Genomic DNA, 24353 nt, shown 5'->3' on the forward strand with positions numbered 1-24353 from the left:
AAGTACAAAACATTGAGTGAATAGCCAAGAATGAGATGAATTATCGAATTGAGTAAAATAAAATACTCAGCAGAGTTAAAATTGGTACAATCGTAGCTCCGTTAGCCTTAGATGGGCCACATTTTTATAAAACCGTCGTAAGATGCGCTTAGTATTTTATTGTCGTGCAGTACTTCAATGGCCTGAACAAAGTTATGATGGTTAAGCTCGGCGATGAGTTGGCCGTTCAAACGCCAGATCTTTACCTTATTATCTTCGCCGCCGGTTGCTATGGTTGTATTACTCAGAAATTTGATGGTTCTAATAATACCGTTATGTGCAGAAAATGATACTGGATTTTCCAGTTGGAGGTCCTCGTTGAGTGTATGAATAGATATTTCTCCTTTGAGATTGCCGCTGATCAATTGATTGGTGGAGGAATTGAATGCAAGACTCATTATAGGGTAGCTCTTATGGAATGTACTAATTAATTGACCGGTTTCAATGTTCCATATTTTTATCGATGCATCTTCCGAGCATGAGGCAATTGAATTATCAGTCAATTTTATTAAATGCCAGACCCAATTGGTATGCTCGTTAAACGTTTTGATAATATTTCCATTAATATTGGCAATATGAATGTTGTTGTCTCCGCCTGCTGAAGCAAAGGTGGTATCGTTTATCCGGCAAAGAGACAGTACTATGGCGCGATGAATTTCTATTTTATTGACAGGTTTGAAATTATTCCAAACGATGATCTGTTTGTCCCTCGATCCTGAAATAAAAATATCGTCATTCATTTTCTCTATACATAGAATGGAATTTTTATGTTCCTGAAGTGAGATCTTTTCTTCCCCTTTAGTATTCCATACTTTGATAGTAGTATCTCTGCCTCCGCTAAGGATGGTAGTATCATTGAGCTTTAAAAGTGACCATATATATCCAAGATGTCCAGAAAATGGTTCTTTACTCATATCGGTTAATTCCCTGGAGTAGAGGATATCGCTTCTTAATACAAACTTTTCTCCTTCCGTTAATTCTTCTCCTTCATGCCAGACATTGTGATCAAAAACAATGAGATCACCTTGCCTGGGATTATAGGTAGCCCAAATATCTTCAGTGTCTTTTGTTTTAAAGAATAAAGTACGGCCACCCTTGAATTCCGCAGCACTGTTCAAATAGATCATGAAAGTGAGCTTTGATTGCATGTTTGCAGACCGGTAATGAATGCCGTCGAGGTGCCGATGAAAATATTGATTGGCTGAATACTTACAAAAACGAAGCCGGCTGTTCAAATCTTTTAAATGCCAGATGCCGTTCTCTGCATGAATAGAGGAGTTTATGGTGATCGTTTCTGGCAAATAAGGTTTTACTTTTTCAAAAAGTTTATTTGCCAGGGATTCGTTGTCCATTACAAACCGGTCGTTATTCCGATAATAAGTTGGATAATTTGCTATAGCTTTTTGAAATGAATTTTTAATGTCTCCGTTCAATAATTCTTCACATTCTGTTTGTGAGAATAGGGAAGGGATCACAAAACAGGTAATGTCGGGGTCGGGTAAGATGTGTTGTACCTCTAAGGTTGGATTCATGGTTTATGGAATTACTTCTATACCTGGCAAACTTACTCACATTTTTGTAAGTCCCTCACATTTTTTGCATACGCTGTTTAATCAGCGCCTACCTGCTACTTTTGATATAGAAACAATAGCATAATTATGGATCTGTATTTGAAAGGAAAAACAGCGGTAATTACCGGCGCCAGCCAGGGTATGGGCCGGGCCATTACAAAAGAACTGGCCCTTGAAGGCGTGAAAGTGCTGGCGGTTGCCAGAAACGAAGCATTGTTAAAAAGTTTGATCACAGAAGTAACAGCGAGCGGTGGTGTAGCGCCCATTACATTCATTCAGGATCTTACTGCACCCGATGCCCCGCGTACAATCGCCGCTGCGGCATTGCAACAACTGGGGCATGTTGACCTGCTTGTCAATAACGCCGGCCGCAGCCGCCCGTTAAATGTTACCGGTCCCGATGAAGAATGGCATGCGGCATTGACACTCGATTTCGATCGTCACCGCCAACTGACCCAACAGCTGCTGCCGCATTTTATGGAACGTAAACAAGGCTCGATCCTGAATGTCATCAGCACATACGAACTACGTAGCATCAATGCCTCGGCGGTGTTCAAGGCAGGTGTGGTGGTATGGTCGAAACAACTGGCAGGAGAGTTGGGAAAGTATGGCATAAGAGTGAACTGTTTACAACCGGGTTTGATAGATACGGAAAACATTCGCCGCTTTTTCCCGGGTGATGAACGCCGCCAGTTTGCCGAAAAAGAAATTCCGCTGGGCGATTTTGGCGAAGCTGCGGATATTGCCAATATGGCTGCCTTTCTATTATCGCCCCGCGCGAAATATATTACGGGGTCGGTTGCCGTTGTTGATGGGGGGTGGCGGCATTATGCGTTTTGAACCATTCCGCATAAAAAATAAAAGTGGCTGCCTTCATGTTTTGGTATTCATGGCAGACAGCCACTTTTTATTCTCCTGAATTTATAACACTATTATTTTTCTTACTGCGGTCTTCCGGTTGTTCGTAAGCCTGATGAAGAAAATGCCTTTCACCGGTATAACCAGTTCCTGTTTGCGCACATAGCCGTTAACTGTACGGGAATACAGTTTATGCCCGTTACCTGTATATAGTTCAATATTCCAGCTATGTAATAATTCCGGTAAGGTAATTACAATATGCCCACTGGTTGGGTTGGGTGATATCTTTATTGCCCTGTCGAGTTCGGGGTCAATGGTACCCGTTACCGAACCGGTAGTGAATTGATTGATGTTGCCTGCTGTACTGTTACCATGATCGTCTTTGGCAACAACTTTCCAGTAATAAGTGGTATTGGCAACAAGATTGTTCAGCGTGTAGCTGACACTGTTTATATCTGCGGCGATCCTTGTTTCGGCCTGCGCATTGGTTGATAAATACAGGTCATATTGTACCGGGTCGGCTTCAGGATCGATGGCGGCCGTCCAGGTAAACTGTATTTGCTGTACCGGAATGTTGACGCTTTGGTTGGCCGGACTAACCAGTTGCGGCGCTGCAGGTGGTTGATTGGGCGTTATCGACTGAACGGTAAATGACCATACAGCGCTTTCTGTTGTTGCCTGTTGCTTATCGCGCGCAACCACCTTCCAGTAGTATGTAGTGCCGACGGTTAAAGTAGCGGAGGTAAAGGACGTGGTAAACACCGTTCCTGCTTTTTGTAACGTGGCTGCACTGCTTCCCATATACATATCATATGCCGGCGCATCGCTGTCGATATCGGTACTTGCCTGCCAGGTTAGCGTTGCAGTATTGGTGGTGATATTATTGTTATTGGCAGGCAGTTGTAAAGCAGGCGCCGAGGGTGCTTCGTTCTTTCCGGTAAACGTATATACAGGGCCGGGGGTTGCTGCACCCAATGCATCACGTGCGATCACCTGCCAGTAATACACGCCATTATTATCGATGGCCGGCGTGTTATAATTTAACGTTGTTAATCCTTTGGCCAACAGGGTTACCGGTTGCGGATTTTTATCGAGGTACACATCGTATACGATAGCATCATTTTCAGGGTCGGTGGCGGCGGCCCAGGTAAGCGATGTATTGGTGCCTGTTAGTACTGCATTCAATAGCGGAGTAAGCGGTATGGGTGCGGATGGCGCATTGTTCTTTACGGTGAAGTTCCATACTTCGCTGGCCGTTTCTCCGCCTTTGTTATCGCGGGCTACTACTTTCCAGTACCAGGTAACGCCATGGGTCAATGCCGCAGTGGTGTATTGTAAACTACCAACGCCGGTGGCAACAGGGGCGCCCCATGCCTGGCTGGTGCTTACATAAACATCATATACCAGCGCATCGCCATCTATATCGAATGCGGCATTCCATTGAAGTACGGCTGTATTGCTTATGCCGCTTTCATACGTCAGCGGGCTGGTAAGCTGAGGCGCCGCAGGCGCTGTGTTCTGGCTGTTGTTTTGTACGGTAAACGAAAATTCATCACTGGCAATGGTTCCGCCAAATGCGTCTTTTGCCACCACTTTCCAGTAATAGGTGGCGTTGGGTGTAAGTAATGCGGTGGTATAGTTCGTTTGCTGCAAACCCGAAGCGATCAGGGCAGTGGGGTTCGTATTACTGCCCAGGTATACATCATATAACACCAGGTCGCCGTCTGCATCGTTAACCGGTAACCAGTTAAGGGATACTGAATAAGGCTGTGCGGCAGCGTTATTTGTTGGTGCGCTGAGTTGTGGTTTTGCAGGAACGCTGTTACGGGTGGTAAACTGCCATACATCTGCCGCATGCGTATTGCCCGCCGCATCTTTCGGTACTACTTTCCACAAATAGGTAGTATGCGGTTTAAGTGCGGCGCCGTTTATATGGTTCAAAACAAATGGCGTGTCGGTAATATTGCCGGCAACCAGAGAATAAAATGTATAAGATGTGCCGGCATATACATCAAATAGCATATTGCGTGCAGGCTTCGTCCAGCTAAGGGAAGGCGTGAGGCTAACGCCGGTGTTATTGTTGGCCGGGTTTACCGGTGTTAAACCCAGGCTGGGAAATTCATTCCTGAACGTTGTATACTGTCGCAGCTCGCTGGCTGTTTCACCGCCTTTCTGGTCGGTGGCAATCACCTTCCAGTAATAGGTTGTATTTGCAAGAAATGCGCTTCCGCCGAAATTATAGGTGGTATCCTGTAAACCGGGAATTGGATTCAATGCAGCCGGGTCGGTGCCGAAGGCTATACTGTAATAGACCGCATCTCCGTCCGGGTCGGTCGACCGGTTCCATGACAGCACCAGCTCTTTGGGGGCGCCTGTTAACCCATTCACCGGTGCTATCAATACCGGTGCGGTTGGCGCATGGTTGAGCGTAGAAAAATTATGGATGGCACTTTCGGTTACGCCGCCACGGCCGTCTATGGCAACCACTTTCCAGAAGTATTGGGTGCTGCTAAGGAGATTCGTAAGATGATAACCGGTGGCGGTAATGCCGGCGGCTATCTGGTGAAGGGCCGTTGGTTGTTTACCTGCATACAGGTTATAGGCAATGGCATCGCCATCGGTATCGGTTGCAGCTGTCCAGGTAACATTAACCGATGATACGTTTACGCCGGTGCTCCCATGCGCAGGTGATAATAATTGTACGGCAGTTGGGGCGGTATTGTTACCGGCCTGCATGGTGAATACCCAAACTTCGCTCTCAGCCATTTCGCCATGGCTGTCGCGCGCCCGTACTTTCCAGTAGTAAGTTTTGTTTTGTTCCAGTTCTGTTACGTGAAAACCTGTTCCCGTAATGCCTGTTTGTATACACCGGGCCGGATCAGGTATGGTATCGACATACAGGTTATAGGTAATGGCATTACCGTCTGCATCTGTTGCCGCCGCCCATTGCAGCAGCATATTGTAATTCGTTTGGGTGCTGTTATTGAGTGGCGTCTGTAATACCGGTTTATTTGGTGCGTGATTTTCATTATCGTTTTTTACACAGCGTACAGATGCGAAGCCTGCGCTGCCGTTGCTTATGGATAAAAATCTGTTATGGGTGCTGTACCACGCGTACCCGGCCTCGTTATTAGTGAGCCGGTTGTTCGCCAGCCAGAACTGGAAAGCATTGGTTTGAAATCCGGCCGGCCATGTCTGTGTGCTATAAAGCCCTGAGGGCAGCATACTGAGCCCGCTTGTATTCAACCATTCATTCTCTTTTCCCGGAACGGTCCAGGTGCTGTGATGTACATAAGAGGGAATATCGGTATTCAGGGGCGCCAGTTTCTGCCAGTCGGCCGGGGTGGCAACCCGCCAGCCGCAGGGACAAACGCCCTGTTTATTGACGCCGGTATCTGTTTCACTGTCGAAATTCAGCGCGGCTTCCCAATTATACAGGTAGCCGTATTTACTTATGTTCAAACTGCTATTGTTAAGCGCAGTATAACTTTTGGTAGTTCCGGAGGTATTGAAATAATCGTAATCGAAGTAACCGTCTTTTACCTGTGGCCGGTAAGCCAGATTGTGGGTCATCCAGCGCAGTCCGTTTATTTGCACCCATTGGTATATTTCTCCATCGCGTGTATCGGTGAAAGTGCCTGTTACATTGCCATTGACAGGTTTGGTTATGAACTGGTTGGTTTTACTGGTTGTTACCACGCCCTGTCGATCGGTCGCCGATACTTTCCAGTAATAGGTAGTATTGGGCGCCAGGTTCTGAACCTGAAAAGTATTGCCGGTTATACCCTGTGCAATGCGTTGTGGAGAAGGGTTCCTGTCGAGGTAAATGTCGTAAGTGATACCCGGTGCATCCCTGTACTTCCAGCTAAGCGTTACGTTTGGTTCTACATAAGTGGAAATTTCCCGTGGGTACTGCAACCGGGGTGCGCTCAGTGGTATGGCTTGTGTTACGAATGAATGTACGGCGCTTTCCACGGTTTCATTGTCGGCGTCGGTGGCGGTGATCTTCCAGTAATATTTTTGCGCGCCTGCCAACGGGTTAAAGGGAGTGATCGACTTTTGGTTCAGGCTCGATCCGCCGGCGCTTAAAGTTGTGGCTGATGAACCAATGAATAACCTGTATATGACCGTATTGCCGTCGGTGTCGTCTCCGCCGGTCCACCCGAATGCAGGTTGAACGGCTGCATTGGCTGCTCCATTGGCGGGTTGTTGTAAAACGGGTAGGGTTGGCTTTTGATTGATCTGCGCATCGATGCTGTATTCCCTCGTAATGGCGCCATGCTGCAAACGAACCTTTATGACGTTATGCGTGGTGAAGTTTCCTTCTACCTGTATATATTTTGTGGCGTTTGAAGGCAGCCCTTTGTTGTAAATGATATTGGTGGTGCTGGTAAAAGATGGCGGCAGATCAACCGTGACCACCGTATTAGGATCGGTGTAGTCGAGCACGATAGCTATTGCATCTTTTACGGTGGTTCTGCCCCGCACGGTATAAGAACGGGTGTTGATATTGAATACCGGTTTTAACGCCGATGATTCAAAGTTATAGATAGATGTGGGGTCGGTATACCGGTAATAAACCCTTAAGTTGGTAATGCCCACATCCTGGGTGGTGGTAGTGAATTGCCAGGTATCGCTTTCCGAAACGCCGCCCCTGTTATCGAGCGCCACCACTTTCCAAAAATATTTTTTCCCGGCTTCCAGCACCGGTGTGTAACTGTTATTTGCCAGGCCGGAAACTACAGCCGTAAGGTTAACGGCATCGGTTCCCATATATACGGTGTACGAAATAGCATCCTGGTCATTATCGTTTGCCGTATTCCATTGCAATGCCGGCTGAAACGAAATGCCGGTGCCGTTATTTGCTGGCATTATAAGCACGGGGACGGTTGGCGGGGTATTGGCTGTATTGTTACGGGTGGTGAATGTTCTTATTTCGCTCTCGCTTCTGCCGCCATGAATATCTACCGAAACTATTTTCCAGTTGTAAACTGTATTTGCTGCCAGGTTAAGCAACAGGTTGTTGTTGCCGGTGACCTGCATGCGATCTGGCATGGCGCCTGCTCCATACCACACTTCGTAATAAACGCTGTCACCCTCTGCATCCAATGCTTTTTGCCAGGTAAGGGTGATATTATAATCGGTTCCTGTTGCCTGATGTACGGGGGTAGAAAGAACAGCAGGCGCGGGTGCATTGTTCTGCGTTGTGAACCTCCAAACTGCGCCCGTGGCTTCTTTGCCACCGGCATCACGTACCACTATTTTCCAGAAATAATTTGTGTTGCCTTTTAGCGGCGTGTTCATTTGAAAGGAAGGCGTGGAAAGACTGGCGGCAATTAAACTGGTGGCCGATGCATTTTCAGAAAGATACAGATCGTATACCGGTTTATCGCCATCGGGGTCGGTTCCTTCCTGCCATTTGAAGAGCGGCGTGGTGAGTATATTCAAAGTATTGTTGCCGGGAGAAACGTACACTGGTGCATCGGGTGGATGCAGGTTAGGGCTGCCCGTTGTAAAAGCCCAGGTTTCGCTGGCGGCGCTGGCGCCGGTATTGTCTTTGGCCACTACTTTCCAGTAATACGTGGTGTTCCTGTTAAGCTGGCCGAAATAAAAGAGGTTGAACGTATCCTGGGAAAGATAGATGATGCAGGAATCGTTAAAACTACCATCGATCGCATGCTCTGCAAGCAGCTGCAATTGGTTGGCATTGGTGCCCAGGTACAGATCGAACACCAGGCTGGCCGAAGAACTGCCCGCCGTCCATTGAAAGGTGGGCGAAAGCTCAGGGTAGGCTGTTACGTTTTTCGCCGGACTATGCAGCGCCGGTTGATCAACGGTATTATTGCTATGCGCGGCCGCACCTGTAAAGAGGAACAGCGCAATTAAGGCAGAAGCAAAAAGCGTTTGCTTTTTGCCTGGCAGAAAATAGTTGATATGTTGAAAAATTAAAGCAGGACCGGTAATAATTTTCACAGTAAGGGATATTTGCAGGTGTAATTTACAATACCGGTGCTGCCTATGCAATATTTTTCACAACTGGAAAAGTTTGTGGTATTATGTATTTAAAATATGTTATAGAAAATCAATTTGCATTCAGGTTATTACTGCCATCTTCCTGTAGAATAACAAAAGAGCAGGTGGGTATGGAAAGGTGAGCTGCACGCGACCCTGATCGTTACCGGGGACGCCTGCGGCTCACCTTTATTTATTTCTGACCGGTTATGGTTTAAATTTTTTTATATAATTGTTGGGCGGTATTCAACCTTCCTGTTTTATTACATTATTCTCCTGGTCTTTTTTCCACTGAACCGGTGTAACCCCGAATTCATTCTTGAAGGCTTTTATCAGGGCGCTTTTGTCCTTAAAGCCGGTGTCCTGGGCAATAGACTTCAGGGGCTTGTCCTCCAGTAACAGGCCCTTTACTTTGTTCCAGAGATAATCGCACCGGAACCGGAATGCGCCTTTATCGAATAATTGCCGGAATCCTGCCTTGAGTTTTTTTTCCGGTACATCAACCAGTTCGGCAAGCTCGGGGATCGTATAATGATGCTCGATCCTTTCAATAATGATCTGTGCAGCATCACGGACCTTTTGAAGATCCTTCAGGGATAAATGAATCTGATACATGGAAAAGGTTTAATTGTGCTTGAAATTTTTTCAAGGGAGCGGATCACATAAAAGGAAATACGCTAAACTTCCTTTAATGAAATTTAGCGATTCTTGTATTCCAACCATTATGAAATCGGAAATATATTTTGTCATGTGATCAGTGACAGCTATTCGAAAATGTTGGCGCATCACAAAGTGGTTATGGCATATTCCTATTGATAATTAATGAGATGGTACAGTATTTCAATGTTTTTTTCATTGTTTGCTATGCGCAAAGTGTGTACCTTTATTCCACTTCGAAATATTTTTTTTCACTGTTAACGCCTTTCTGAATAGTTGTTCCCGGTAGTATGGTGCATCCGGTTCCCTGGTGACTCATTTGGTAATTATTTTATTTACTGCTGCTGCAGCGCCGGCGAGTATAGCTGTAACAGTTATTAATAACTCAAATGATGGTCAGAACAACACATTCTGAAAATATTGTAAAAATGGGTATTGCTATACGGCCTGTTGTAATTCCTGATGATCTGCAGGGACTGCAACAGTGTACAGAAATGGATGCGGAATCCCTTATCGCATTTCATGAAAACATTGCAAATGGAAGTTTTATGCAGCCGATGCTGGTATGGGATGGCGAGCAGCCGCTTTTCGAGGTTGATATCTGCCAGGCCATTTTTGACGATCCCGGCACCTGCGATCCATTGGGAACGGATGATTATACGCTCCGGTTCCAGTTTTCCCCGCATGCGCCCATGAACGTTATACACGAGGGATTATATAACTGTATGGAGTATGTGTTCCTTCAAAAAAAGGCCAGCCGTATTCTGATAGTGGTTGAATCAGGCAATAAAATTCTCCTCGATTGGGTGAAAGACGCCGATTTTGCAAAGGCCCTGGGTTTAGTGGCCGATCCGAAATATCCGCTGTTCATTTTTACAAAAGGAACTAAGTAGTTCCGGCAGTCTTTAAATTCTTCGTAAGGCTCAGGAGCAGCAGGATGAATAAAAGGAGGTATTCACCAATGGTATGCTCCATTTTTATCAGATCGGTATTGATAATATTCAGTAACAGCCCGAGCAGCAAACCGCCATACAGCCATTTATAAGCTGGTTTGTAAACGGCTGCCGCCAGCAAAACCGGGAAAAGCCATTGCATGGTGTAATACTGGTGCCTGTAAATGGGCGACGACAGATCGCTGATCATATACAAACAGAAAGCAAAGATGGCTACATTGGATAGTTCAACGGCGCCATATTTTTTACGGGAAAAATAATGGAATGCAAACAATATAATGATCGCACCGCCCATAAAGAGGTTCATCATGCTCACCGGCATTTGCCGTTTCAATACCAGGGCATATAAATTAAAGATGTTGCCATGCTCCGAATGCCGGGTGAAAAACGCAGATTCCGTTGTCTTTCTGACCTCGTCGGCCTTCCATCCTTCATATTCCTTCAATTTTACTTTGTAAAAGCCGGTGGTATCCGTCTTCACAAAACCCTGGTGCTGTTTAACAGATTCCTTTACTGCAGCCGGGAATTGTTTCCATAATGACCGGTTGTTTGAAGATGAAAAATAGATGGCCGACAGCAGCAGGATGGATGCAGAAAACCAGATCAGGTATTGGCGGCTATAGGTACCAATTAAGAACAGGAAGGGCAGAAAGAATATTGCAGCGTTTGGCCTTACCAATACCAGCGACAGGGAGGCGAGGCCGGCAACGATCGCCGCCACCCGGCTTTGCTTCTGCGTAAAGCAGAAGTATATTACCATGGCAAGGAATGGTAAAAGCACATACGTTTGTCCCATAGCGATATGTACTTTCCAGGCTTCGGTGCACAAAAAAAGCGCAAAGGCAATGCAAACGATAACTTTTTGCGTATTGTTTTTTGCAAGGCGGTATGCCAGCAATCCCGTAATGAGTAAAAGCAGGTATTCTATAAACAGCCAGATCCGGGAAATGGTGCGTTGGGGTAATTCGCAAAGCGGATAAAGCAGCGTGTGTTGAAAAGGAGAGGAAGTGATATTGGAAACACCTTCAAAGCAGTTGTTTTCATCGTAATATCGAACGGGGTCGCCCGCATGGTAAATATAAGTATAAGGCGCCACGCCGTCTTTTTGTAAACGGGCGCCTACAATGCGGTTCCTGAGATCGGCAGTGCCGCCTTTTTCCAGCAGCGTGTCGCGGTAAAAGATCAGGCCCAGTACAATGAGAACAATAATCCCGGCAAATAATTTCCATTTATCTGGTAGCATACAATTGGTATAGCAGGATAAAAAATTATAGTTGTACAACCCGCGTTACAGGCTATCGGGCAATTTTCTGCCGCCTTCCATTTCCTGGCCGTCTTCTTCATGGTATTCTGCATCCTGGTTCACTTTCCAGGGATCGTATTTTATTTCGCCGGCATCGATATTTTTAGCTACCAGCATGGCGGTCATAATGCTGTGATCCTGGTTATTGTATTTATGCATACCATTGCGGCCGATCAGGTGCAGGTTGGGGTAGTGCTGCAGTTCATCTTTTATTACGCTGATCTTTTCTTTATAGCCCTGGTCGTACACAGGATAGGCCTTTGGCTGTCGAACCACATAACCGTCAACGATCTCTTCCTTGTTGGCAAGGCCAAGCTGCAGCAGTTCCTGCGTGCCGAGTGAGATGAGATTTGCATCTTCCATCGTCCACATGCCATCGCCTTCAAAACAAAAGTATTCGAGTCCGTAACAATCCATCGATTGATCGGGCACCATTTCCCTGCTCCAGCTTTTGAAGTTTTGAATTCGTCCAACCTTAACCGAAGGTTCATGAATATAGATCCAGTTCTCCGAAAAGGTGCGGGCATTTTTCAGGATCAGCACCACGGTAATGAAGTCGCGGTAATTCAATCCTTTTGCCGCCTCAAAGGCCGGGGCGCTAACCTGTGGCGCAATACCGGGAATAAGATCATAGATAGGGGCGGAAGAAATGATATGGTGGAATCCTTCATGGGTGGTGTTATCAGCCAGTGTAACCGACCATTGCGTTGGCGCTTTTTTAAATTGCAAACCGCGCACAGGTGCATTCATTTGAATGCGGGCGCTCATAGCGGTAGCTTTCTTTGCGCATACTTCCCACATCATACCGGGGCCGAGCCGCGGATAAAGAAATGAATCGATCAGTGTTTTTATGATCTTGTCGTTCTTTTTTATTTTCAGTGCGCTGCTGAGGATGGTGCGGATGGAAAGTCCTTTTATGCGTTGCGCCGCCCAGTCGGCCGAGATCTTGCTGGTAGGGATACCCCAAACTTTTTCGGTGTATGACTTAAAGAAGATCTCAAAAAGCAGCCGGCCGAAATTGTTCACTACCCAGTCTTCAAAGCTAACCGGGTTTTTCACCGGGAACATCTTTGCTTTGAGATAGCTCAGGAAACAGCGCAGTGAAGTAATGGGGCCCAGTTTGGTGATGACTTCAGAAAGCGCGAGCGGGTAGCTAAAAAAATTATGGTTATAGTAGATGCTGGAGCTGCGTTTGCATTTTATAAGGTCGGGGCCAAGGATCTCGTGCCAGAAAGCATTTACTTCGGCCGATTTGGAGAAAAAGCGATGGCCGCCTATATCGAACAGGAAACCTTTGTATTTTTCGGTTCTTGAAATGCCGCCTACCATGTGAGGATGGGCTTCAAAGACAACGACCTCGTGCCCGCTTTTAGCAAGAAGATAAGCAGCAGTCAACCCTGCAGGACCGGCGCCGATAACACCAACTTTCATTTTCATATTTGTTTTGGAACTAACTGATTATCATTTCTTAATGACACCGGTCGAAGGATGTGCTAATGTAATCAGGGCACCAAATATAGATTATTTTTTGGATAGGGGGAAGTGGGTGGTTTTAGGGCCAGGCGCCGGTGTAATAACTGCGGAATTGCCGAAAATGTTTTGCTGATGCGGATTGCTGCATTGATCGATGCACAAAAAAAATGTAATGAGTATAGATAGAAAAAGATATACTCATGGGTGTTAGGCACGTGAACATTAATTAATATGCGATTAATGTTTGAATTATATTTTTTTCTATTTTTACAACTCGTACAAATGTATAAGGCACAATAATAAAATGATGCACTTCAATTGCACTTCTTGTTGACAATGTACCACTGTCGCCTTTACAATTAATATAAAACCACGAAAGCCATTTACTGGGCGTTTGAAAAAGCGTCCCAGGCATTTTATTGACCTTAAACCCCTAAACCCGGCATGGTACACAGTTACCCATGTTATAGATATCTTATTGCCTGTTGTAGCCTGCTCCTGCTGCATGCATGCACGGCCATAACATATGGCCAGTTGCCGGCCGGTAAACTCCATTCCGGTATTCCCGATAGTATTCCCATTCCTGAAAAAGATACTTTAAAAAAGCAGTTAACCTTTGCCGGAAGCCGGCTCTTAAAAAGAACAAAAGATTCGTTGAAGAATGTAATTGAAGTAGACGTAAATAATCCTTTCGACAAATTATTTATAACCCGTCCGGCATTCCGGTTGAATGGGGGGATGATAGGTTATGTTGGCAATTACAGGTCGATCATAGACACGCCGTATGCCGAAAAAGGAATTATACAACATAATATAACGGGCCGCTGGGATATTACCCTAGCCAATATCTTCCCGTTACAGATCAATTACCGGGTGCGGCAAAGCAATTCTTCTTTCTTCAGGAACATTTACGATGTGCAGGCTTCGTTCAACCAGGCCGCTTTTCAAAACAGTATAAAAAGTTCCCTTCGTACAAGAATGCTGGCCCTGGCGCCCACGATAAAAGACACCCTGTTGGAGAAGTTGTATACGTTGAAACAGGCCGATCTTACCGGTTTGGCGAATCAATTGAAAACGATCTTCAGCGAACAGAAACTGATAGCGGCCAATGAAACGCTGAAGGTACCAAAGCTAACCTGGGATAACAGTTTGCCCGACAGTTTAAATCTCAGTCGCGAAGATTCTTTCAAAAGGAAAGCAACGGATTTTCTCAATCAATATGCTGATACCAAAAAGCGGTATGATTCATTGCATGCACAGGTTGATTCATTAAAAGACAAATATGAGGCAAACCTCAAAAAGGTAAAGCAGTACCAACAGATGATCAATGGCGACTGGAGCCAGCTGCAGTCGGTGCGCGCCTGGAAAAATAAATTCCGGGAATACGGAATGGATAACATGGAAGTACCGGCAAAATACCGCTGGCTGCTGGGTATCCGCAACTTCAGTTTAGGCCGCAGCCCGGTCAACTACAGCGAACTAACCGCCAAAAACGTCAGCATAAACGGCATTAACGTGGAGTATAATAGCTGGTATTACTTTGCTTTAACGGCCGGTTCGGTAAATTACCGTTTCCGCGATTTCGTGGTAGCGAACAAAAACAGGAAGCCGCAGTACCTGGCCATGGTGCGTGCGGGTATCGGCAGGCTCGAAAAAGATTTTTTCATCCTGTCGGCATTCAAAGGACAAAAGCAATTGTTTGCCACCGGCGCCGCGGTCAATTCAACCATACATATAACCGGTTTCAGCGCAGAAAGCCGCTGGGCTATAAACAGAACAACCTGGTTAACCGCTGAAGTTGCCAAGTCCATTACACCCGATTACCGGAACAATCCTTCACTGGGCGGTAACAAATTCGTGCTGAAGGATAAGAATAACCAGGCGATAGCCTTGCGTTTGAATTCCACCATCCCGCTTACCCGGTCGCGGGTGGAAGCGTTCTTTAAACAAACGGGCGCCAACTACCAGTCGTTCGGCAGTTATACTACCAATTCGGCCATGGAAAGCTGGTATATAAAGGCCGATCAAAACCTTTTTAAACGACAATTACGTATTGCCGGTTCATTACGCAAAAATGAATTTTCAAATCCTTTCCTGGTACAGGATTATAAAAGCAATACGGTTTTTAAAAGCCTCAGCGCAACGGTACGGGTACGCCGGTGGCCGGTTGTTACGGTTGGCTATCAGCCCATGTCGCAATACACCAAAGTAGATGAGGTGGTTATCGAGAACCGCTTTCAAACGGTTAACGCTACACTGTTTCATTTGTACCCGGTGCGCCAGTTGAAGATGGCCACTACCATAATGGTAAACAAATTTTATAATAACCAGGCCGATACCGGTTTCCTGTATTATAATGCCACCAACAGCTATTTCACCCAGACATTCTATTTTAAAACATTCACCGCCAATGCGGGCATTTCCTTTACCAAAAACAGCAACTATACCTTACAGGTAATGGATGGCGGTATACAACCCAATATTCCCAGGTTCGGTACCATCGGTTTTGGTATCAGGATCAATAACCTGAACAATACGGTGATCAAAGCGGGCGGTTATGTATCGGCCAATATCCGGTTGTTCAAACGGGATCTGTTATTTATCAATTACGAGCATGGCTATTTGCCCGGCAATAAACATGGGCTCGTTCGGAATGAGATGGGCACTATTCAATTTGTAAAGACTTTTAATTTTCGATAAAATGAAGATGAAACTAAAACTATTGCTAATTACCGGTTTGCTGATGGGGTGGGGCCTGCAGGCGCAGGTTGTTGTATCCTTACAACTGCCTCCATTGGGCCTTACCATAAAACCGCAGTTATGGAATATGTCGTTGATCAATACAACAGGCGCTGCCATGACGGTGGAACTGCAAATGGTAATGACGGATGCCGGAACCGGTCAAACCGTATTGAGCGCTGCCACGCCCACCTTCCTGTTGCCTTCCGGGGCCAAAGTGATCAATGCAGCTGCAGTAGCGCCCATCACTTATACAGCAGGCGCCGGATATACCATCGATGCCAGCCCTAATGGGTTTTTACCGGTAGGGGTGTTTAATATATGTTATACTATTACGCGGTGGACGAACGACATTTCCGAACAGATAGCCGATGAATGTATAACCGCGGAGGTGGAACCAATTAGTCCGCCCCAACTGGTACAACCGGCCGACAGCGATCTTGTGCTGCCGCGCCGCCCTTTCTTTACCTGGCTGCCGCCAACGCCTTATAATTCTTTCAGTAATTTATTGTACGACTGGGTGCTGGTTGAAGTGTTTCCAACCCAAAGTGCCGCGGATGCCATTCAGCAGAACATACCGGTGCTGTTGCAATCGAATATTTCATTTACCAGCCTGCAATACCCGTTATCGATGCCGGAGCTCGATACTAATAAACTCTATGCATGGCGGGTTACGGCGAAGAATAATTTGTCGCCCATTGCCAACAGCGAAGTGTGGAGTTTCAGCATGCAAAAATTCACCAGCGATACTGTGCAGGCGCCCAATAAAGGGTATTATGCGCAATTGCGCCGGGAACAGGATGCTTCTTATGTTATTACTGGCGGCCTGCTGCGGTTTGTATACCGGCATGAAATAAACAGTAGTTCGGTGAAGGTGAAAATAACCGATATCAACCATACGGCTCATCAGGCGGTACAACTTGATTCAGCAAATATTTCAGTAAAGTATGGCGTCAATTATGTAGACCTCGATCTGACCGGTAAAGGACTGGCCGACCGTCACCTGTATTTGCTCGATATTGCCAACGACCGCAATGAGCATTTGTACCTCAAATTCGAATACAGACAGCAACAGCAATAACATCGGATCATAACAGTAGAAAATAAATTAATAATGTTACAGACATTAGCCCGTAAGCCTAAATCTATTGCCTGGTTTTTCGTAATCCTGTTCTATCTGCAACTGGTATTGATACCGGTTGTAACCAGGGCAAATGCAAGGCCGTTACCAAAAACTATTCAGTCTTATAAGACCGGCCAGCTGTTCGATAAAAACGAAAACAGCAAAGCGCAGGAAGAACCGGCAATAAACCGGCAGGCCGTTGAGTTGAAAAATCCGGCCCATGTAAAAGGCATTGCCACCACCGGTCCTACACAACCCGAGATGCAAAGCTTCCAATCGGTGAATGGGAACAACCTGGTTGATCCGTTTTCAGGTGATTTTTCCTATAATATTCCTTTATTGGATGTGGGCGGTTACCCGGTGAACCTGCATTATCAGAGCGGGATCACTATGGACCAGGAAGCTAGTTGGGTAGGGCTGGGCTGGAATATCAACCCCGGTGTTATTTCCCGAAATATGCGCGGGCTGCCCGATGATTTCAAAGGCGGAGCAAATGCAGACGAGGTAACTAAAACCGTTAGTGTTAAACCTAACCGTACCATCGGGGGCAACTTCGGTGCCGGTGTGAACCTCGAAGTTTTTGGAGCGCCCATTCCCATTGGGGTAGACCGGTCATACGGCATCTTTCATAATACGTATAAAGGTTGGGGGCTCGAGAAAGAAACGCATGTAAGCATCAGTGTGGGTACGGGATCGCAGGGCGAATTGACCGGCGGCCTGTCCATCACCAGCAATTCCCAGAACGGAACAGATATTAGTCCATCAATGGGCTTTACCATGGGCAGCAGGGAATCCCAATTGCAGGGCGGTATAACTATTGGTACCAATTACAATTCCCGCACCGGCATTCAGAACCTGCAGATCAGCGGTGAATTGAAACGGGCTGACGACGGTAGCAGGAAACAAAAATTTGATCCGGGCATTGGACGATTCAGTTCCAATATTTCATTCTCGAAGCCATCTTACACACCTACCATCAGGATACCTTATACCTCACAGGGGTTTTCTTACCGGGCTAAGGCAGGAGGTCAGGCTCAGGGTTTTTATACTGGTAGTTTATTTGTACAGGGGTACATTTCCGAACAAAAAGTGGAAACAAAGACCCGTACCATGCCTGCTTATGGTTATATGTATTATGAAAAAGCAGGCAGCGATCAAAATGTATTATTAGATTATAACAGGGAAAAAGACATTTCCTGGAGTGAAAGCTCACCACACATTGCTATACCTATATATACTTACGATACATGGTCGATAAGCGGAGAAGGTACCGGGGGTATGTTCCGGCCTTTCCGAAGTGATATCGGATTTGTGTTCGATCATAAAATGACGACAAAAAGCGATAACGACAATATTGGAATGAATGTAGGATTTGGAAGTATTTTAAAAGCGGGCGTTGACTATAACCTGGTAAACAATGTTACAAGTACCAATGCATGGATTGGCGATAACCGGCTCGTGGATGTAATAAAATTCAGAGAAGCAGATACTACGTACGAGAATGTATATTTCAAAAATCCCGGTGAAAAAGTTGCGGTTGACAAAACATATCAACAGGCGCTGGGTGGAGATAACCTGATGCGTGTGGAACTGGCAGCGGGCAATAGGAATAATTCCCTGGTTACGGCCACACGTAATATGTTGTTGTTTAAAAACGCCCGGGTAACCGGTAAACAACCGTTCAACCTGAATACGGTTCGTAAACAAAGAGATAAACGCAGCCAGGTTATAACTTATCTAAATGCAGAGGAAGCTGAAGTGGCTGCGCTTGATAAACAGATAAAATGGTACCACATTAATTCATATCCTGTCAGTGGCTGCGGTTATCAGTATATTAACCGGAATGAAGGAGAGCGCAAACCCCATCATCTTTCAGAGATTACGGTGCTGAACCCCGATGGCCGGCGGTATGTATATGGCATTCCGGTATATAATAAGTCGCAGGTTGAAATCACTATGGCGACCAGTAAAGACAATGGAAACAATTCGACTGCACTTGTTAAATACAGCAGTAAGGATAAGTCAGTAAACAACAACCAGGGAAAAGATGGCTTTTTTAATGAAGAACAAACGCCGGCTTATTCGCACTCCTTTTTATTGTCAGGCATTTTGTCGGGTGATTATGTCGATCTCACTGGTGATGGAATTACCGAAGATGACAATGGCGATGCGGTGAAATTTAATTACAGCCAGGCCTATAGTTTAAACTCCCCTTATAGATGGCGGGCGCCGTATCAACCGGATTCGGCTTCCTATAACGAAGGGTTAAAGACCGATAACCGCGACGATAAAGGCAGTTTTACCTATGGAGAACGTGAAGTGTGGTACCTGAATTCAATTGAATCAAAAACCATGATCGCCACTTTTGTATTGGATGCGGATCGCAAAGACGGATATGGGGTGATTGGCGAGGATGGTGGACAAAACGCCGGCCAAAAATTGTATAAGCTCAAAGAAGTTAACCTGTATACAAAGGCCGATTTTTTAAAACACGGAACAAATGCCCGTCCAATAAAAACGGTGCATTTTGAATATAACTATGAGTTGTGTAAAAAGAATCCTGGTTCACTAACCGATAGTGGTAAACTCACCCTGAAGAAGGTTTGGTTCACATACAATAAGAATGGAAAAGGGCAGCGCAACCCCTATATTTTTACCTACAATGCCAAAAACCCTGATTTCTCTCAAAGGTCGGTTGACCGGTGGGGTAATTATAAAGACCCGGTCCATAATCCGGGTAATGGCACGGCAATGACCAATGCCGATTATCCATATACCCTTCAAACAGGGGTAAAAAACTGGGATGCAGACGCTGCAGCCAATAACGCTGCTCCCTGGACATTGTCAGAGATCAAACTGCCCTCAGGTGGAAGAATGAAGGTTACCTATGAGTCGGATGACTATGCCTATGTGCAGAACAAACGCGCCATGCAATTCTTTTCAATAGCCGGTTTTGCCAACGCTGAAAACAGCACTCCACAAGCAGTATTGTATCCCAATAGAACAGCCAATGATGATTATCATGTTGTATTTATAAATGTTTCGGAGCCGGTTAATAATGCAGCGGAAGTAGGGCAAAAGTACCTTGCCGGTGTAAACCAGTTATTCTTTAAGCTGGCGGTGAATGTGCCAGGCGATAGATGGGGAAGTGGATATGAACTGGTGCCCTGCTATGCAGAGATTGAAAATTATGGAGTTGCCTCACATATAAATAACAAAACCATCTGGGTAAGGGTTAAAGCTATAAAAAGCCGTCAGGGGCCGTTTGCAACTGCGGCCATACAGTTTCTGCGGTTGAACCTGCCATCAAAAGCATATCCATGGTCTGAACCCGGCGATAAAATTGATATCCGGGCGGCAGTAGGGATGATGACCTCAGTATTCAGTGGTGTGGTGAATTTGTTAAAAGAAGCCAATTATGAGAACAAAGCCCGCGGTGACAATCGCTGCCGCAGCGTGATATTGGACAGATCGTTCGCCCGCCTGGATAATCCCATCTACAGGAAATTCGGCGGTGGATTGCGGGTGAAAAAAGTGGAGGTGTTTGATAGCTGGCATAAGATGACCGGTCAACAGCAACAGGAAGCAGTGTACGGGCAAACCTATACCTATACAGATACGGTAATGATAGATGGCGTACCCACCGGTATAAGCAGCGGGGTAGCTTCGTACGAACCAATGATCGGTGCAGATGAGAACCCTTTCCACGTACCTGCCAAAGTATATGCAGAAAAGATGGGTGCTTTGGGGCCTACCGATTACCTGTATGCAGAAGAACCATTTGCAGAAACCTTTTTTCCTGGTCCGTCAGTAGGGTATAGCAAGGTACGTGTGCAAACCATTCATAAAGAAAGGAAGTCGGCCAATGGGTTCAGCGAAACCACCTTTTATACTGCAAAGGATTTCCCAACAATTGTTGAATACACTCCTATAGATAACGATAGCAAAAAATCATACAAGAGCCCAATTAAGAATCCATTCTTTTTTGATTCGCGGAATTATGTAACGTTGAGCCAGGGTTTCAAGATAGAATTGAACGATATGCACGGAAAGCCAAGATCACAGGCCAGTTATGGGCAGAATGATCTGAAAAATCCGATCAGCTATACTTATAATTATTACAAACTGGTGAATGATAACGCTGCTCAGGCAAGGTTGTCTAATCAGGTGGCTATAGCAGGCAGGGACGGAGTGATAGATACGGAAGCGGAGATGGGTAAGGAAGTGGAAGTGATGATAGATGTACGCGAGCAAAAATCTGTAACTACCAGTGGGAATTTAGAAGCTAATCTGGATCTCATTTGGGTGGCGCCGCCAGTCGCTACTCCTGTATTTACGTTCGTACCGCTTTTCAATGGGGAGGCTAACCGCTATCGCTCGGTAGCTGTGCTGAAGATCGTGAACCGGTATGGAATACTCGATAGTGTTTTACATATAGAGAAAGGCAGCAGGGTAACTACGCGCAACCTGGTATTTGACGGAGAAACGGGCGATGCGTTATTATCACAGACCAATAACGAGTTTGATGATCCTGTCTATAATTTCAATTATCCTGCACACTGGGCATATACAGGAATGGCGCCTGCATATCTGAACGTTGGTACTGTTTTAAAGAATGTTTTTTTCCGCAAAGGCATTATGTTTTATGCCAATAAGAGCCGGGTGCCGGCTGAACGTTATTTTGAAAGTGGCGATGAGTTGTTGGTGTACGGTAACGATAAGCGTAATGCTGCCACGGATGATCATTGTGAAGAGGTTTTTTTTCAGTTTGAGAATAACCCCCAATACAAGAAGATCTGGGCAATAGATGCATCACGGGGTAAACAGGGGCAAAAAGGTTTTTATTTTATCGATGCAGATGGTCTCCCGTATTCATGCGATGCGCAGAATATAAAAATAATCCGCTCGGGAAAGCGCAATTTGGCAGGCGTAGCGGTTGGAAGCATTACATCACAGGAAACGCCTGTTCGCCTGGTAGGTGGTGTGCCAAAGCTGGTATTTGACACCGCCACTCATGTAATTGCTGCCAATGCCGCAAAGTTCAATGACCTGTGGATGGTGGACAGCACTTTGTATTCAAAAGATACCATGGTCATATCGGGGCGTAGAATGGAATTGAAGCACTATCAGGCAGTTGCTACTGATAATTATGCTATACATGATTATTCTGATGGAAGTTCCTCCACAGCCTTAGGGCCGGCGCCGGATTTTAAATATTTCGAAGCTTCGGCTTTTGATGCAGGCGCAGGAAATTGGCATGAACAAATTAAGAGCTGGTTGAAGTTTAATATGAATGGTATTCCACAGGGGGCATTGATAAAGTCGGCTAAATTGTATTTATATGGCCGGCAGGGAGAACTACACGAGAATTACAGGAACAGTAATGAATGTTATCTTGAAAGACTGAAGGCCCAATGGCCAAGAGAGATAATGCCTGCCACTAATTATGGCGACGTTTGTTCAGCATACTTTTATGATAACGATCATACAACTGTTGATCAGCAAAACAGGATAATGCTGCCTGAAACAACGCAAGATGCAGAGGAGGCCAGAAATGAGGAAGGCAAAGACATTACTGCCATGGCGCAGGCGATGCTAGATGATTATTACATTTCCAACGGTATTGTTTCACCCGGAATACGGATATCCCTGCTCGATGTAGGGTCTGGGGTAAATAAATTAAGCCGGTTAACCTATAATTCCGGTAAAACAGCAGAAGAATGTCCGCTGGTTGAATATGATTGCAAACCTTATATCGATATCCAGTATTACGACCCCTGCGCCGATGGGTCGCATCCTGTTAAACTGGACGGACCGCTTTCTGGGGACGGCGAATCGACCATGATGATGGCAGCAGCAGTGCCGGCGCCTGTAGATTATTATTATTGTTTCGATCAGCTTGTTAAAAGTTTTGTTTGCCGGCCGAATATCAATGATACAGCAGTTAACTTCTACCGTTTTGGCATATTGGGCAACTGGCGTATGGACCGGGCTTATACATACTACAGCAGAAGGCAGCAGTCTGATCCTTCTACCGCCACCAATATTCGCAAAGACGGGGTAATTGCTGATTTCGCACCCTTTTGGTCGTTCACCAATACACCGATGACTGCCAGTAATGATGAAAGCCGCTGGGTTTGGAATAGCGAACTTACCAGATTCAATAATAAAGGCTTTGAAATCGAAAACCATGATCCGTTAAACCGGTTCAATGCAGGGCAGTATGGTTATAACAACACCCTGCCGGTGGCGGTGGCGCAAAATGCACGAAGCCGGGAAATTGCGTATGATGGCTTTGAAGATTATGGCTATCAAACGAACAACTGTAAGAATTGTTTGATGAACCGCCACGTTGACTTCGGCAGCGATGCCAACCTTGTTGAAACGGAAAGCCATACCGGTTTGTACAGCCTGCGGGTTGAAGGCAACAGTTCGTTTAATAAATCTTTCAACCTGGGTTCAGTAACCGAAGATGGTCTTAAACCGGAATTGTCGATGAAAGAAGATTCCATTCCGCTTGTTTCTACAGTGGTAAATGGGAACGGTACCGGGTTAGGCAACTATTATTATACCAATGGGGGCGGTTGTTATCCATATGAGCAAAATAAACCACCTTTATATACAGGTATTAATTCCGATGTGAACTATAAGACAGGTGTAAACCCGATATCCAATACCTGCCGTACAGACTGGATCTACTATTCCTTCAGGGGTTATATACAGCCCCGCTATACCGGGGTGTATAAATTCTGGGTAACCACCGATGATGCTATGTCGATATTCATTACAAAAAATGGCCAATCCCATAAAATTACAGCGGGCAGAACGATGGAGATCCATGACAGGAGTGAGCAATCATACGCAACGGCATATGAAACGGAATCCATAGCACTGGAAGCCGGCGAGCTGTATTATATTCAAATACTTTGGGATAATAATAATGGCGGTTACCAGGCTAAGCTGGAGTGGCAAACCGAGGACTCCCAGTTACAAGGCCTCGATGTGGTGCCTGTAACCCAGTTATATCCTGAAGGTTCTGACATTAATACCGTAAAAGCGAATACGGTGTTCAGGGATACCAACTGGTGCGTCCAGTTCAAACCTCCCACCGCTGCCAATGTGATCAATAAGCGCTTTTCGCCGTTACAGAAGCAAAAAGTGGTAGTAAGCACCTGGGTAAAGCAGGAAGGCCCGTGTTCAACAGGAAGCTATGATGGCGTGCGGCTCAACCTCACTTTCAACAATCAGTCAGGCGCCAGCTTCTTTTCACTGAAACCAACCGGAACCATAATCGAAGGCTGGCAGCGGATAGAAGATACGTTGACAATTCCCGAAACGGCTACACAGGTATCTGTTTCCATGAATGCCACTTCGACAGCACCTGTTTACTTTGATGACATAAGGGTACAGCCGTTCAATAGCAGTATGAAATCGTTTGTATATAACCCGCTCAATTTGCGGTTGATGGCAGAGCTTGATGAAAACAACTATGCCACCTACTATGAGTATGATGATGAAGGCACCCTCATCAGGCTTAAAAAAGAAACAGAGCGCGGTATAAAAACCATTAAAGAAACCCGGAGCGCAATGAGCAAAGAGTAACGCGGGGTTAATACCAAAATTAA

Annotated in this window: 10 protein-coding genes; 5 read left to right on the forward strand and 5 right to left on the reverse strand. The window is 45.7% G+C overall.

Annotation, left to right across the window (positions count from 1 at the left end):
• Positions 1–107: 107 nt before the first annotated feature.
• Positions 108–1571, reverse strand: coding sequence for a 2OG-Fe(II) oxygenase (locus tag A4R26_RS00895; RefSeq protein ID WP_081158697.1), 1464 nt, complete (start codon positions 1569–1571; stop codon positions 108–110).
• Positions 1572–1697: 126 nt separating this feature from the next.
• On the opposite strand from A4R26_RS00895, the gene A4R26_RS00900 reads away from it, so the two are divergent.
• Positions 1698–2450 carry an SDR family NAD(P)-dependent oxidoreductase gene (locus tag A4R26_RS00900; RefSeq protein WP_081158699.1) on the forward strand — a complete coding sequence of 251 codons (753 nt, stop codon included), beginning with the start codon at positions 1698–1700 and terminating at the stop codon, positions 2448–2450.
• Between the two features lie 81 nt (positions 2451–2531).
• On the opposite strand, the gene A4R26_RS00905 is transcribed toward A4R26_RS00900, so the two are convergent.
• Positions 2532–8441, reverse strand: a complete 5910-nt coding sequence (locus tag A4R26_RS00905) for a fibronectin type III domain-containing protein (protein ID WP_081158701.1) — start codon at positions 8439–8441, stop codon at positions 2532–2534.
• Between the two features lie 285 nt (positions 8442–8726).
• Positions 8727–9095: a helix-turn-helix domain-containing protein gene (locus A4R26_RS00910; protein ID WP_081158703.1), complete on the reverse strand. Its 369-nt coding sequence runs from the start codon at positions 9093–9095 to the stop codon at positions 8727–8729.
• A 470-nt stretch (positions 9096–9565) separates the two neighbouring features.
• On the opposite strand from A4R26_RS00910, the gene A4R26_RS00915 reads away from it, so the two are divergent.
• Positions 9566–10030: a hypothetical protein gene (locus tag A4R26_RS00915; RefSeq protein WP_081158705.1), complete on the forward strand. Its 465-nt coding sequence runs from the start codon at positions 9566–9568 to the stop codon at positions 10028–10030.
• On the opposite strand, the gene A4R26_RS00920 is transcribed toward A4R26_RS00915, so the two are convergent.
• Entirely contained in the window at positions 10023–11333 is a 1311-nt protein-coding gene (locus A4R26_RS00920) for a glycosyltransferase 87 family protein (RefSeq protein ID WP_081158707.1), read from the reverse strand. The two genes, A4R26_RS00915 and A4R26_RS00920, sit on opposite strands and share 8 nt — an antisense overlap.
• Before the next feature lie 45 nt (positions 11334–11378).
• Positions 11379–12830 (reverse strand): NAD(P)/FAD-dependent oxidoreductase, encoded by a 1452-nt coding sequence (locus A4R26_RS00925; protein ID WP_107685782.1) that lies wholly within the window; start codon positions 12828–12830, stop codon positions 11379–11381.
• Positions 12831–13310: 480 nt separating this feature from the next.
• Between A4R26_RS00925 and A4R26_RS00930 the strand changes: the two genes are divergently transcribed.
• Genes A4R26_RS00930 through A4R26_RS00940 form a run of 3 tightly spaced genes read left to right on the forward strand, consistent with a single transcriptional unit; the run spans position 13311 to position 24330 of the window.
• A complete protein-coding gene (locus tag A4R26_RS00930; RefSeq protein WP_081158710.1) occupies positions 13311–15566 on the forward strand; it encodes a hypothetical protein in 2256 nt (751 codons plus the stop codon).
• Between the two features lies 1 nt (position 15567).
• Complete coding sequence (locus A4R26_RS00935) at positions 15568–16686, forward strand: hypothetical protein (protein WP_081158712.1); 1119 nt, start codon at positions 15568–15570, stop codon at positions 16684–16686.
• A 33-nt stretch (positions 16687–16719) separates the two neighbouring features.
• Positions 16720–24330 carry a GLEYA domain-containing protein gene (locus A4R26_RS00940; RefSeq protein WP_081158714.1) on the forward strand — a complete coding sequence of 2537 codons (7611 nt, stop codon included), beginning with the start codon at positions 16720–16722 and terminating at the stop codon, positions 24328–24330.
• Positions 24331–24353: the final 23 nt, after the last annotated feature.

It is taken from the genome of Niastella populi (genome assembly GCF_002078015.1).
In the GTDB taxonomy this organism is placed as follows: Bacteria; Bacteroidota; Bacteroidia; order Chitinophagales; family Chitinophagaceae; genus Niastella; species Niastella populi.

Bases quoted from the DNA above. Each gene is read 5' to 3' on its own strand.
- A4R26_RS00895 (WP_081158697.1), bottom strand. From the start codon at position 1,571: ATGAATCCAACCTTAGAGGTACAACACATCTTACCCGACCCCGACATT.
- A4R26_RS00900 (WP_081158699.1), top strand. From the start codon at position 1,698: ATGGATCTGTATTTGAAAGGAAAAACAGCGGTAATTACCGGCGCCAGC.
- A4R26_RS00910 (WP_081158703.1), bottom strand. From the start codon at position 9,095: ATGTATCAGATTCATTTATCCCTGAAGGATCTTCAAAAGGTCCGTGAT.
- A4R26_RS00915 (WP_081158705.1), top strand. From the start codon at position 9,566: ATGGGTATTGCTATACGGCCTGTTGTAATTCCTGATGATCTGCAGGGA.
- A4R26_RS00920 (WP_081158707.1), bottom strand. From the start codon at position 11,333: ATGCTACCAGATAAATGGAAATTATTTGCCGGGATTATTGTTCTCATT.
- A4R26_RS00925 (WP_107685782.1), bottom strand. From the start codon at position 12,830: ATGAAAATGAAAGTTGGTGTTATCGGCGCCGGTCCTGCAGGGTTGACT.
- A4R26_RS00930 (WP_081158710.1), top strand. From the start codon at position 13,311: ATGGTACACAGTTACCCATGTTATAGATATCTTATTGCCTGTTGTAGC.
- A4R26_RS00935 (WP_081158712.1), top strand. From the start codon at position 15,568: ATGAAGATGAAACTAAAACTATTGCTAATTACCGGTTTGCTGATGGGG.
- A4R26_RS00940 (WP_081158714.1), top strand. From the start codon at position 16,720: ATGTTACAGACATTAGCCCGTAAGCCTAAATCTATTGCCTGGTTTTTC.